Origin of the sequence: Kitasatospora sp. NPDC008050, from assembly GCF_042957465.1 — a bacterium.
Taxonomy (GTDB): domain Bacteria; phylum Actinomycetota; class Actinomycetes; order Streptomycetales; family Streptomycetaceae; genus Kitasatospora.
Map to the genome: position 1 here is coordinate 160,696 of NZ_JBIBIJ010000001.1, position 12,612 is coordinate 173,307.

Consider the following 12,612-nt stretch of genomic DNA (forward strand, 5'->3'; position numbering starts at 1 on the left):
CGAGTCAGCGGAGGTATGTGGTGAGTAAGGAAGAGCCGGCTCCCCGGCTGGCCGTGCTGGGAGCCGGCGTCATGGGCACCAGCATCACGGCCCTGGCCGTGAGCCACGGTGTGCCGGTACTCCTGATCGACACCGATCCGCAGAAGCGGGCCGGGGCCCGGGCCCGGGTCACCCGGGAGCTGCGGACCGCCCAGCTCCTGGGAGCCCAGCCCGACGTCGCGCACGGGGAATTGACGATCAGCGGCGTCGTGGCCGACTGCCGGGGCGCCGAGGTGGTGATCGAGGCGATCACCGAGGACGCGGCCCTGAAGGCGAAGGTGCTGGCCGAGGCCGACGCGGTCGTGGGAGCGGGTGCGGCCCTCGTCACCAACACCTCCTCCATCCCGGTGGAAGAGCTCGCCGCACAGCTGCCGCGCCCTCAGAACCTGGTCGGCGTGCACTTCATGAACCCCTCGTACCTGATCCGGACGGTCGAGGTGATCCGCGGCCCGCGCACCGGCGACCCGGCCATGGACACGGTGGCCCGCCTGCTGGAGGCGCTCGGCCGACGACCCGTCTTCGTGGGCGACGGCCCCGGGTTCGTCACCAGCCGGGTGCTGCACCGCATGATCAACGACGCGGCCCGGGTCGTCGAGGAGGGCCGGGCCACCGCCGAGGACGTCGACACCCTGATGCAGGACTGCCTCGGACACCGCACCGGGCCGCTGCGCACCGCCGACCTGATCGGTCTGGACAACCTGGTCGACTCCCTGTGGGTCCTGCACCAGCGGACCGGCGACGAAGGGTGCCGGCCGTGCGAACTGCTGCTGCGCAAGGTGCGCGACGGCGAGCACGGACGCAAGAGCGGCCGCGGCTTCTACAGCTACCCGGGTGCGATCTGATGGCTGATCAGCTCGGTTCGACCGAGGAACTCCAGCAGTACATCCGGCAGATGTCGCTGCGCGACGACGACGTGCTGCGCGACCTGCGCGCCGAGACCGCCGGGATGCCCATGCTGCAGGCGATGCTGGTGCTCCCCGAGGAGGCACAGCTGCTCGCCCTGCTGGTCCGGCTGACCGGCGCGTCGAAGGTGCTGGAGGTCGGCACCTTCACGGGCTACAGCAGCCTGTGCATGGCACGCGCCCTGCCGCCCGGGGGCACCCTGGTCACCTGCGACATCAGTGAGCGCTGGACCCGGATCGCCGCGCGCTACTGGCAGCGGGCCGAAGTCGCCGACCGGATCGACCTGCGGCTCGCGGACGCGGGCGAGACCCTTGAACGGCTCGTCGACCAGGGCGGCGCGGGCAGCTTCGACATGGCCTTCATCGACGCCGACAAGGCCGGCTACCCCCGCTACTACGAGCAGTGCCTGACGCTGGTGCGCCCGGGCGGGCTGCTGGTGCTGGACAACACGCTCTTCTTCGGCAAGGTCGTCGATCCGGCCGCGCAGGACCCCGACACCCTGGCCATTCGCGAGCTGAACACCCGGCTGCGTGACGACGATCGCGTGGAGATCTCCATGCTCGCCGTCGCGGACGGCCTCACCCTCGTCCACAAGAAGCCCTGAGAGGAAACCAGATGAGCGAGTCCAGCACGGCCCGTCAGTTCGCGGCGGAGGACGTCGAGGCCGAACTGAAGCGGTTCCTGGAGGAGCGGACCAAGCTCAGCTGGGAGACCGACACCGACCTGTTCGCCTCCGGGGCGGTCTCCTCGATGTTCGCGATGGAACTGGTGATGCATGTCGAGGGGGCCTTCGGCATCACCGTCGAGGGGCCGGACCTCAGGCTGGACAACTTCCGTACCGTGACGAGCATGACCGCGCTCGTGCTGCGGCTCGCCGGGACCGGCACCGGTGAGTGACGACCCGGCCGCCATGATCGGCGCGGCGGTGGGCGACCGGGCCGCCGGCTGGGATCTGGCAGGTGCCATACCGCTGGAGGTGCTGCGCGGGCTCGGCGCCGAGGGCCTGCTGTGCGCCGAGGTTCCCGCCGAGTTCGGCGGGCGCGGCATGTCCGGCCGCCAGAACGGTGAACTCACCGCCCACACCGGGGCCCTGTGCAGTTCGCTGCGGAGTGTGATGACCTCGCAGGGGATGGCCGCGTGGACCATCCAGCGGTTCGGCACCCGGCAGCAGCGCTCCGAGGAGCTGACCCGCCTCACCCGGGGGCAGCTCGCCGCGGTGGCGTTCAGCGAACCGCAGGCCGGCAGCGACCTGTCCGCGATCAGCACCACGATCACCGACGACGGCGACAGCGTGGTGGTCCGCGGGCACAAGGTGTGGTCCACAGCCGCTGCCTACGCCGACCTGGTGCTGGTGTTCGGCCGCTACCGCGACGGCGCCGCGGCCGTGCTGGTGCCGACCCGCACGCCCGGCGTGACCGTACGACCCGTCGCCCAGCCGCTCGGCTGCCGCGCCGCCGGGCACGCCGATGTGATCCTCGACGACGTCCGCCTGCCGGCGGCGCGCGTGCTCGCGGGTACCAGCCAGCCGCTCGGCCTGCTCACCACGATCGCGCTCAGCTACGGCCGGATGTCGGTCGCCTGGGGCTGCGTCGGCATCATCCGCAGCTGCCTGCGGGCCGCCGTCGCGCACGCCCGCAGCCGCGAGCAGTTCGGCAAGCCCCTGGCCCAGCACCAGCTGATCGCCCGTCACATCTCCGAGCTGGTGGTCGCGGAGCAGAGCGCGACCAGGCTGTGCGAGCACGCCGCCGACTGCTGGGACGCCCGTTCCCCCGAGCTCACCGGCGCCTCGGTGCTCGCCAAGCACGCCTGTGCCGGCCACGCGGCGCAGGCCGCCGCCACCGCGGTGCAGGTCCTCGCCTCCGCCGGTTCGGTGGACGGCGAACCGGTGGCCCGGGCCTACCGGGACGCCAAGTTGATGCAGATCATCGAGGGCAGTGACGAGATCTGCCAGCTCATTCTCGCCGAACAAGCGTTGGAGAGGGAACGATGACGACCGCGACCGCGGCCATTGGAATCGGCGCGATCTACTGCCTGCTGCCACCGGAACGGGTGCCCGTCGCGGACCTTCCCGAGCTGGCCCACCTCAGCGAGGAGGAGCTGAAGTTCGCCGGGCAGGCGGGCATCGAGGAGGTCGGCGTCTTCCCCGACACCGAGCCGACCGAACTCGCCGCCCGGGCCTGCCGGGAGCTCATGGCCACCCAGTCGACCGTCCCCGACCTGCTGCTGCACATCGGATCGCGGGCGCCGGACGTCCTGATCGGTTCGGACGCGGGGAAGACCGCGCACCTGGCCGGCCTGAACGGCACCTTCCCGTTCACCATCGACGGCCTGGGCTGCGCCGGCTCCTCCGCCGCCTGGGGCCTGGGCCGGGACCTGCTGCTCGGCGACCCCGCGCGGCAGAGCGTGCTGATCACCTACGGCAGCCGGCCCACCGCCGCCGACCGGGTCCGCCGACCGGTGACCGTGATCGGGGACGGGGCGTTCGCGATGACCCTGGTCAAGGGTGGCCGGCCGGTTCTCAAGGCGCACCGGATGGAGACCGACAGCTCCTTCCACGACCTGTTCAAGGTGGAGTACAAGCACCGGCCGTGGTCGCAGTGGCGCGAGGAGTGCGCCGACAACGACCGCTACTCCTTCGAACTGGCCATGCACAGCCGCACCCGGCTCAGCCGCCTGGTCGACGAGGTCCTCGCGGACGCCGGGCTCGCCAAGGGCGACGTGGCCGCCACCCTGATGCAGAACGTCACCGCCAGCGCCTACGACTTCTACCGGGTCACGCTGGGCCTGCCGATCCACCCGGTCTGCGCGGAGCACCTGACCCGGCTGGGCCACCTGGGCCCGATGGACGTGGTCCTCAACCTGGACCGTCTGCTGGCCACCGGGGAGGTGGCACCCGGGCAGCACATTCTCGTGCTCAGCAACAGCCCGGTGGCCGCCTGGACCGTGACGCTGTGGGAAGTGTGAGCACGGCCGGAACACCCTCGGCAACCGGGACAACAGGAGGAGCGAACAAGTGACGGAACAGCACAGCACCGTCAAGTGCCTGGTCTGGGACCTGGACAACACCCTGTGGCGCGGCACCGTCCTGGAGGGCGACGTCGTCGAGGTGCCCAACGCCATCCGCGAGGTCATCGTCGGGCTGGACTCGCGGGGCATCCTGCAGTCGGTCGCCAGCCGCAACGACCACGACGTCGCCTGGGAGCGCCTGGAGAAGCTCGGGCTGGCCGAGTACTTCGTGCTGCCGCAGATCGGCTGGGGCGCGAAGTCCGCCTCCGTGCGCACCATCGCCGATCAGCTGAACTTCGCGCTGTCGGCGATCGCGTTCGTCGACGACCAGCCGGCCGAGCGGGCGGAGGTCGCCTTCCACCATCCCGAGGTCCGCTGCTACCCGGCGGAGCAGGCGCAGTCCCTGCTGGCGCTGCCGGAGTTCAGCCCGGCCGTGGTCACCACCGACGCCCGCCGTCGCCGCCAGATGTACCAGGCGAGCCGGCTGCGGGAGGCCGAACGCGCCGAACACACCGGCAGCGACGAGGCGTTCCTGTCCTCGCTCGCCCTGCGGCTGCGGATCGAGCGCGCCGGCGACGAGGAGATCACCCGGGTCGAGGAACTGACCCTGCGCACCAGCCAGATGAACGCCACCGGGGTCCACTACTCGGACCAGGCACTGCGGTCGCTGGTGGCCGACGACCAGCACGAGGTGCTGATCGCCTCGCTCACCGACCGGTTCGGCCCGCAGGGCGCGATCGGCGTGATCCTGCTCGAACGGCGCCCCGGAGCATGGCACATCAAGCTCCTGGCCACCTCCTGCCGGGTGGTCTCGTTCGGGGTGGGAGCCGCGCTGCTGCGCTGGCTCACCGACGAGGCGGCCCGCGCCGCGGTGGCGCTGACCGCGGGGTTCCGGCGCACCGAGCGCAACCGGATGATGGAGGTCGCCTACCGCTTCGCGGGCTTCCAGGAGCCGGCCGAGCCGTCGGCACCGGCCGGGGAGAGCGCCGACGGCGTCCAGACCCTCCATCTCGAACCCACCCGTCAGGATCCGCCGCCCCACCTCACGGTCCTGGCACCGCGCCTGTTCGCCGCTGCGGACGACCTGGCGCAGTGGCTGCCCGCCGAGCGCTGACCGTGCCCGCAGGTGCGAACGGTGGCGGCGGTGCTGAAGCAGGCCGCCGCCACCGCGGGCTGATCACCGGTCAGTCGGACCAGAGGGCGGCGGCCGTGCGGTCGTCCGCGTAGCCCTTGGCGCGGACCTGGACCTGGCGCAGGAAGTCGACCGTGCCCGGCGGGTGCGGGTGCGACCAGTGGGTGGCCAGGAAGTGGGCGACGGCCGGCTCCTCGGCGATCGGCTCGGCCAGGCCCGGCGAACAGAGCAGCAGGATGTCGCCGGGCGTCACCGGGACCAGGCGGAACCGGAACGGGCGCGGCTCGGGCACGGCGGCCGGGCCGTCCGGGTGGTGCAGCAAGCGGGCGGCGTAGGCGTCGATCCAGTGCCCGGCGCGCAGCAGGTAGAGGCCGCCGGGGCCCAGGCCGAAGGCGGCCCGGTGGGTGGCCGCCGGATCGAGGGAGATCAGCAGGCAGTGCAGCGCCCCGGCGTCCGGCGCCACCGCACGCAGGCCGGCGGCGGCGCGCGCGGTCAGGCGCTGGAGCCCGTAGCGCAGCCGGTCGCGGGCGCCCTCGCGCAGGTCGGCGGCGAGTTCGCCACACGAGCGGCCGATCGCCTCGGCCAGGTGGGCGCAGGCCTGCTGGATGGTGTCGGGCAGCGGCTGGGCCGGGTCGGCCTCGGTGGCGGGGTCGACGCGCGGGTCGACCCGGGGCCGGGCCCGGCTGCCGAGGACGGCGAGCACCAGGCCGTCCGGCGCCTCACCGAAGCGGGTCACCAGGAGCGCGTCCCCGCGCGGCTCGCCGCGGTAGCGGGCGGAGTCGCCGCGTACGGAGGCGGCGCGCAGGGTGAAGCCCGGGTACTGGGCGCCGTCGAGGACGGTGTCGGGGACGACGGCGCACGCGCGCTCGGGGAGCGCGGCGGGCAGCACGGTGGGCTCGGGGCCGTAGGTCGGCGGGCGAGAGCCGACGTGCGGCGCGGGGGCGGGGGCGGAAGCCGGGGCAGGCGCAGGGGCCGGGGCAGGTGTGGAAGCAGCGGGACGCGCGGGCTTGGTGAGGTCCGGTTTGGCGGGCGCGGGCTTCGGCTCGGGTTCGGCCTCGGCCTCGGCCTCGGCCTCGGGGGCAAGCTCCGGTTCCGGTTCCGGTGCTGGTGCCGCCGGCGGTTCCGCCTCCGCCTCCGCCGAGCGCTGCGACCCGATCAGGCCCACCGCCGAGGCGATCGAGTCGAACCAGTCGTCCACGCTGCTGTCCCCGCCCGCCGCCTGCGGGGTATCGGGAAGTCGGCCGGCCGGCCCCTCGTAGACGTGGGCCCACCAACCGTCCCGCGCGTCCCCGTCCTCCGGGCGGCGCTGTGCTGGGGCGCCCTGGTTGGTCATCTTCCGGCTCCTCGTCGCTTGGCGAGCGTGCGTGCGGGTCAGCTGCGGGGGTGGGCCACCTGGTCATTCTGCCCACGGCGTCGGCCGCTGTCCGGGCTTTCCCCACGAAGGCGACGATCACGCTTCCGCCGGGGAAACACCCGATCCGGCACGGTTTCGGCCAAAAGAAGCGACCCATAAGGGGGACCCCACCACCCATCTGGCTGATTAATATGTGCGCATGACCGCGCCAGGACCTGTCCGACCGAAGCCGGGGAGCGCCGCTTTCGCCGGCCGCCCGGTCGGCGTGTCATGGGTCCTGCCGCTGGTCGGCCTCCTGGTGGCCCTGCTGGTCGCGCTGCCCTGCGCGGGCCCGGTGCACGCCGCGACGCCGTTGCCCACCCCGGCGCCCGTCCACACCGTGTCGGCGACACCCTCGGACGCGACCCCGGCGGACGCGACACCGTCGGACGCGACCCCGGCCACCGTCGACGCCGGCCGGGCCGATCCGTCCCACCCCGGCAAGGCGCGCACCAGCAAGGCCCACGCGGCACCGCAGCAGCCCCTCCAGCCGATCCTGTGCATGGTCAGCGACCCCGATCGCCGGCCCGGCGACGGCTGCTCCAGCCACCCGTTCAGTGGCCAGGACGCACAGCTGCCGAACGCGCCGCCGCACCCCGGCAAGGCCGATCCGCCCCTGCTGGTGACGCTCGCCCCGGCCCCGGTGGTCCGCCCGGCGGACACCGAACCGTGGCCGACGACCACCCCCGATCTCCACCTGCTTCAGGTCAACCGGACCTAGGCGGAACCCCCGCCGGCCCGGCCCCGGGCGCACCCCGTACTCCGACGGTCCCCGTTCGCAGCTCTCCGCTCGACGGTCCCCGTCCGACGGTGTCCGCCCTTCGCCCGGCCCGCGGTCTCCACCCCTCCCTGTTACACCTCATTCCGCCGTGCGCACACACCGCCGGCGGGGACAAGGATGATCTCCGTGGGTTCCGCCTCCAAGCAGACCAACGACGGCCCGGGCGCCAAGGGCACCGGCGCCGCCAAGTCGGACGAGCCGCTGGTGACCAACCGCTCGGCGAAGGCCAAGGGCGGCAAGCAGGCCGACCGCCGCGAACGCATCGCCCAGCTGCGGGCGGAGGAGCAGCGGCGCGAGAAGCGGATGAAGGTCATCGCCTTCTCGGTGGCCGGTGTGCTGATCGCGGGCACCGTCGGCGTCGGCAGCTACGTCGTCATCGACGCCAACAAGAAGCACGACAAGCAGGTCGCCGCCGCGAAGGCGCCGATACAGGGCGTGCAGACCTGGACCGGCCTGACCCGCAACCACGTGCAGGGGACGGTCAACTACCCGCAGACCCCGCCGGTCGGCGGCGACCACAACCCGGTCTGGCTGACCTGCATGGGCAACATCTACGACAAGCCGGTGCAGAACGAGAACGCGGTGCACTCGCTGGAGCACGGCGCGGTCTGGGTCACCTACAACGACAAGGCCACCGCGGACGACATCAAGACGCTGTCGGACAAGGTCAAGGTCACCCCGTACTCGATGATGAGCCCGTACCCGACCGAGAAGGGCACCATCACCCTCTCCGCCTGGGGCACCCAGCTCGTGCTGGACAGCGCCAAGGACCCGCGGGTGAACGAGTTCTTCACCAAGTACGTCCAGGGCCCGCAGACCCAGGAGCCCGGCGCGTCGTGCAGCGACGGGGCGATGTAGTGGCCGCCGCGCAGAGCGGCGCCGAGCCGCCGGCCGACGACGACGACCTGCCCGGGTTCGACGAGACGGACGAGCTGGACGAGCCGGCGGACACCGGCGCCCTCGGTGCCGTCACCGCGCCCGAGCGGCGGCGCACGCTCTGGTGGCCGGCCGCGCTGGCGGCGGCCGTGGCGCTCTGCCTGGGCGTCCCGGCGCTGGTCGCCAGCGGCTCCTCGGCCTCCGGCTCGTCGGTGTCCGCGCCGGCCACCGACTCGCCCGAGGCCGGGTTCGCGCGCGACATGTCGACGCACCATCAGCAGGCGATCGACATGTCGTTCATCATCCGGGACCGGACCGACAACGCCGAGGTGCGCGGGCTGGCCTTCGACATCATCAACACCCAGGCGAACCAGCGGGGCATGATGATGGGCTACCTCGACCAGTGGGGGCTGACCCAGGCCTCCTCGGCCCCGCCGATGGCCTGGATGAAGATGGCGCCCTACCAGGCGCACGACGGCTCGCTGATGCCCGGGATGGCGACCAACACGCAGCTGGACCAGCTCCGGCAGCTCAGCGGCACCGCGGCGGAGATCTTCTACCTGCAGCTGATGCTCAACCACCACACGGGCGGCATCGCGATGGCGCAGGCCTACGCCGCTGTGGCGCAGAACGCGGCGGAGAAGCGGCTGGCGGACTCGATGGTGGCCTCGCAGACCTCGGAGATCCAGCTGATGACGAACATGCTCGCGGAGCGCGGCGCCAAGCCGCTGCCGTCGTAGCGCGAGCCGGGCCAGGACTGCGCCCGCCGGCCCGGGAGGTCTCCACGGAGACGGCCCGGACCGGCGGGCGCAGGCGTGTCCGGACGGGGCGCGCGGGGCCCCGTCCGGGCCGGTCCGACGCGGAATCGGCTGCGGCGAACCGCTACGCTGTCGCCCATGTCCGCCGCGCCCCGCCCCCTGCCGCCGACCGACCCGGCTGATCAGGCTGATCCGGCCGACCCCACCGGCGGTCCCGACCCCACCGGCGGTCCCGGCCGCACCGGCGGATCCGCTCCCGCCCAGGACCAGGACGCCGCCCGGCAGCTCGGCTCGGCGCTGGAGGAGGCGCTGGCCATCGAGCGCGCGCAGCGGCTGACGGACGTCGTCACCCGGCTGCGCCGCGCGCTGCGCAGCAGCATCAGGACCGACTACCCGTGGGAGTCGCTGCCCATGGCGCAGGTCGAGCTGCTGCAGACGCTGGCGGCCGCACCGCTGCGGGTCGGCGAGCTGGCGGCCCGTCAGAAGCTGGCGCCGAACACCGTCAGCGGCCTGGTCGGCAAGCTGTTGGACGCCGGCTTCGTGGACCGCCAGGCCGACCCCGGCGACCGCCGTACCGCCCGGATCGCGCTCACCGCGGCCGGCCACCAGCAGCTCGCCGACTGGCAGCGCGCACACGAGCGCCGCATCGCGGGCGCACTGGCCACGCTCTCCCCCGAGGAGCACGACGCGGTCATGGCGGCGCTCCCCGGCCTGGATCACCTGGCCAAGGCGCTGGGGCTCGTCTGACCACGCCTGTGGCTTGTCCGACCGAGCGCTGGGGCTTCTCCGACCAGGCCTACCGATCGTCCGACGCGGTCGCCCACAGCTGGTGCACCGCGTACGAGCGCCACGGCGACCAGGCGAGCGCCGCCGCCGCGGCCGACTTGGGGTCGCCGGGTACGCCGAGCCGGACCAGGCCGTGCCGCACGCCGAGGTCACCGGGCAGGAAGACGTCCGGGTCACCCAGCGCCCGCATCCGCAGGTAGCCCACCGTCCACGGGCCGATGCCGCGCAGCGCGAGCAGCTGTTCGGCGGCCTGCTCGCGGTCCACGCCGGGGTCCAGCCGCACGGTGCCGTCGGCGAGCGCCGCGCACAGGCCGCGCAGCGCCTGCTGCCGGGAGGCCGGCATCGCGAGGTCGGCCGGGTCGGCGTCGGCCAGCGCGCCCGCCTCGGGGAAGAGCACGCTGAGCCCGCCGTTCGGCTCTCCCCGCGCGTCCGGCCGCGAGGCGCTCACGGCGAGCGGGGTGCCGTAGCGGGCGGCCAGCCGGCCGGCCAGGGTGCGGGCGGCGGCCACGGTGACCTGCTGGCCGAGCACCGCGCGCACCGCCAGCTCGTGCGGGTCGACGTGGCCGGGTGAGCGCAGTCCGGGGCGCCGGGCGACCAGCCGGCCGAGCACGGGATCCGCGCCGAGCTGCTCGGCGACCGCCTGCGGGTCGGCGTCCAGGTCGAAGAGGGCGCGCAGCCGGTGCACGGCGGTGGTCAGGTCGCGCAGGTCGGTCAGCCGCAGCCGGCAGTCCAGCCAGCCGCGGTCGGCCCGCCCCGCACCCCCGGTCGGGCCGGGGAGCGGCAGGGAGTCGACCTCGGCGATCGCCTGCCCGTGCGGCAGGCGCAGCGTGCGGCGGTAGGTGCGCACGCCCCGGGCGCCGGTGACCACTTCCTCCACGCCGGGGACGGCGCGCAGCGCGAGGAAGTCCATCAGGTGCCCGGTGTCGATCGACCCCCGGTAGGCGAGCCGCAGGCTCAGCGCGCCGGCCACCGCCGCATCCGGGCCGGTGGCGCTCCCGGTGCCGCGCGCCTCGGCCCGCAGGCCGCTCGGCGTGCGGTCGTAGACCTCCCGCACGGTGTCGTTGAACTGCCGCACCGAGGCGAAGCCCGCCGCGAACGCGACCTCGGTGACCGGCAGCCGGGTGGTCTGCAGCAACAGCCGGGCCGCCTGCGCGCGCTGGGCGCGGGCCAGCGCGATCGGGCCGGCGCCCAGCTCGGCGGTCAGCTGGCGCTGGAGCTGCCGGGCGCTGTAGCCGAGCCGCTCGGCCAGGCCGGCCACGCCCTCGCGGTCCACCACGCCGTCGCCGATCAGCCGCATCGCGCGGCCGACCAGGTCGGCGCGGTGGTTCCACTCCGGCGAGCCCGGCACCGAGTCGGGACGGCAGCGCCGGCAGGCCCGGAAGCCGGCGCCCTGCGCGGCGGCGGCGGTGGGGTAGAAGGTGCAGTTGACCCGCTTGGGAGTGACCGCCGGGCAGCTCGGCCGGCAGTAGATGCCGGTGCTCGTCACCGCCGTGAAGAACACCCCGTCGAAGCGGGCGTCCCGACTGTCCACCGCTCGGTACCGCGTCTCGTCATCGATCACAGGACCAGTGTGCGCCGCGACGGGACACCGGACTGGCGGGAATCGGACATGACCGTCGGCCGGGCCGGCCGGGTGCACCGGCCGGCCCGAAGCGGTCACCGGCGGCTGCGGTCACGGACGGCTGCGGTCACCGGCAGCTGCCGTCACGGGCGGATGTGGTCGCGGGCGCTCTTGGTGCGCAGCTTCCAGACCCGTGCCCGCTCGGCTGCGAGCCGGGCGTCGGTGCGCGAGGCGATCCACTCGTTCTCGCGCTGCAGCTTGAGGTAGCTGTCCATCCGGCGCTCCGGCAGCGTGCCGTCGGCGAGCGCGGCCCGGACCGCGCAGCCGGGCTCCGTGCGGTGCGAGCAGTCGTCGAAGCGGCACTCCTCGGCCAGTGCGGCGATCTCGGCGAACGCCTGGTCCAGGCCCTCGCCACCGTAGAGGCCCACGCCACGCAGGCCGGGGGTGTCGATCAGCACGCCGCCGCCGGGCAGCGGGAACAGCTCGCGGGTGGTCGTGGTGTGCCGGCCCTTCTGGTCGGCGTCCCTGGTCTGCTGAACGGCCATCACCTCCGCGCCCGCCAGCGCGTTGGTCAGGGTGGACTTGCCGGCGCCGGACTGGCCGATCAGTGCCGTCGTGGTGCCGATGCAGGCGCGCAGCACGTCCAGGCCGGCGCCGGTCCCGGCGCTGACCACCAGGACGGTGACGCCGGGCGCGGCCCGCTCGACGTCCTCGCGGATGAACTCGGCGTCGTGCACCAGGTCGGCCTTGGTGAGCGCGATCAGCGGCTGTGCGCCGCTCTCCCACGCCAGCGCGACGAAGCGCTCGACCCGGCCGAGGTCGGGATCACTGGCCAGCGAGACCGCAATCAGCACGGTGTCGACATTGGCCGCCAGCACCTGGCCCTCGGAGGCCTTGCCGGCGCTCTTGCGGATGATCGCGGTGCCGCGCGGCAGCAGGGCGCCGACGGTGGCCCGGGGCCCTGCCCCGGTGGCGGAGGCCGCGAGGTCGAGCGCCACCCAGTCCCCGGTGCACGGGTTCTCGATGGTCTCGGCGCTGCCCACCGCGCGGGTGTCGGCGCGCACGGTGCGCGGCTCACCGCTCTCGGGATCGGCGATGACGACGTCGGCCAGGCCACGGTCGACCCGGGCCAGCCGACCCGGGATCAGGCCCGCTTCGGCGAACGGGGCGAAGAGCTCGTCCAGCTCGGCCGTCCAGCCGTAGCCGGCCAGCGGGGACGCCGCCGGGTCAGGCGCGGAGGAAGAGGAGGGAGAGGAGGTGGAGAGGGAAGGCGAGGGGAGCGAAGAAGAGGAGGAAACGGAGAACGCGTGAGCGTCGAACAACGCGGTGAAGCCCTTCGGGAGGAAAGCATGGTCCCGGGGGCTGAACGATCGTCAG

General features: G+C 73.7%; 13 protein-coding genes. 10 read left to right on the plus strand and 3 right to left on the minus strand.

Going from position 1 to position 12,612, the window contains the following annotated elements:
• The first annotated feature begins 71 nt into the window (after positions 1-71).
• Genes ACFZB9_RS00620 through ACFZB9_RS00645 form a run of 6 tightly spaced genes read left to right on the plus strand, consistent with a single transcriptional unit; the run spans position 72 to position 5,062 of the window.
• Positions 72-881, plus strand: a complete 810-nt coding sequence (locus tag ACFZB9_RS00620; protein ID WP_391443297.1) for a 3-hydroxyacyl-CoA dehydrogenase family protein — start codon at positions 72-74, stop codon at positions 879-881.
• Positions 881-1,546, plus strand: a complete 666-nt coding sequence (locus tag ACFZB9_RS00625; protein WP_391442551.1) for an O-methyltransferase — start codon at positions 881-883, stop codon at positions 1,544-1,546. The genes ACFZB9_RS00620 and ACFZB9_RS00625 overlap by 1 nt, the downstream gene beginning before the upstream one ends.
• 11 nt (positions 1,547-1,557) lie before the next feature.
• Positions 1,558-1,839, plus strand: coding sequence for an acyl carrier protein (locus ACFZB9_RS00630; RefSeq protein ID WP_391442554.1), 282 nt, complete (start codon positions 1,558-1,560; stop codon positions 1,837-1,839).
• A gap of 13 nt (positions 1,840-1,852) precedes the next feature.
• Complete coding sequence (locus ACFZB9_RS00635; protein ID WP_391443298.1) at positions 1,853-2,932, plus strand: acyl-CoA dehydrogenase family protein; 1,080 nt, start codon at positions 1,853-1,855, stop codon at positions 2,930-2,932.
• On the plus strand, positions 2,929-3,906 hold the full coding sequence (locus tag ACFZB9_RS00640) for a 3-oxoacyl-[acyl-carrier-protein] synthase III C-terminal domain-containing protein (protein ID WP_391442556.1): 978 nt from the start codon (positions 2,929-2,931) through the stop codon (positions 3,904-3,906). Before ACFZB9_RS00635 ends, ACFZB9_RS00640 begins: the two co-directional genes overlap by 4 nt.
• A gap of 49 nt (positions 3,907-3,955) precedes the next feature.
• Complete coding sequence (locus tag ACFZB9_RS00645; protein WP_391442558.1) at positions 3,956-5,062, plus strand: HAD-IIIC family phosphatase; 1,107 nt, start codon at positions 3,956-3,958, stop codon at positions 5,060-5,062.
• Between the two features lie 70 nt (positions 5,063-5,132).
• Here ACFZB9_RS00645 and ACFZB9_RS00650 read toward each other — a convergent pair whose 3' ends face one another.
• Positions 5,133-6,413 carry a hypothetical protein gene (locus ACFZB9_RS00650; RefSeq protein WP_391442559.1) on the minus strand — a complete coding sequence of 427 codons (1,281 nt, stop codon included), beginning with the start codon at positions 6,411-6,413 and terminating at the stop codon, positions 5,133-5,135.
• 220 nt (positions 6,414-6,633) lie between these two features.
• Here ACFZB9_RS00650 and ACFZB9_RS00655 point away from each other — a divergent pair, with 220 nt between their 5' ends.
• The 4 genes from ACFZB9_RS00655 to ACFZB9_RS00670 all read left to right on the plus strand — a co-directional run bounded on the left by ACFZB9_RS00655 (position 6,634) and on the right by ACFZB9_RS00670 (position 9,635).
• Positions 6,634-7,194: a hypothetical protein gene (locus ACFZB9_RS00655; RefSeq protein ID WP_391442560.1), complete on the plus strand. Its 561-nt coding sequence runs from the start codon at positions 6,634-6,636 to the stop codon at positions 7,192-7,194.
• A 177-nt stretch (positions 7,195-7,371) separates the two neighbouring features.
• A complete protein-coding gene (locus ACFZB9_RS00660; RefSeq protein WP_391442561.1) occupies positions 7,372-8,112 on the plus strand; it encodes a DUF3105 domain-containing protein in 741 nt (246 codons plus the stop codon).
• 155 nt (positions 8,113-8,267) lie between these two features.
• The gene (locus ACFZB9_RS00665; protein WP_391443299.1) at positions 8,268-8,870 is read left to right on the plus strand and encodes a DUF305 domain-containing protein; all 603 of its coding nucleotides are present in this window, start codon (positions 8,268-8,270) and stop codon (positions 8,868-8,870) included.
• A 156-nt stretch (positions 8,871-9,026) separates the two neighbouring features.
• The gene (locus ACFZB9_RS00670) at positions 9,027-9,635 is read left to right on the plus strand and encodes a MarR family winged helix-turn-helix transcriptional regulator (protein ID WP_391442562.1); all 609 of its coding nucleotides are present in this window, start codon (positions 9,027-9,029) and stop codon (positions 9,633-9,635) included.
• A 49-nt stretch (positions 9,636-9,684) separates the two neighbouring features.
• On the opposite strand, the gene ACFZB9_RS00675 is transcribed toward ACFZB9_RS00670, so the two are convergent.
• Positions 9,685-11,235: a DNA-3-methyladenine glycosylase 2 family protein gene (locus tag ACFZB9_RS00675; protein ID WP_391442563.1), complete on the minus strand. Its 1,551-nt coding sequence runs from the start codon at positions 11,233-11,235 to the stop codon at positions 9,685-9,687.
• Between the two features lie 143 nt (positions 11,236-11,378).
• A complete protein-coding gene (gene rsgA / locus ACFZB9_RS00680) occupies positions 11,379-12,557 on the minus strand; it encodes a ribosome small subunit-dependent GTPase A (protein ID WP_391442564.1) in 1,179 nt (392 codons plus the stop codon).
• Positions 12,558-12,612 lie beyond the last annotated feature (55 nt).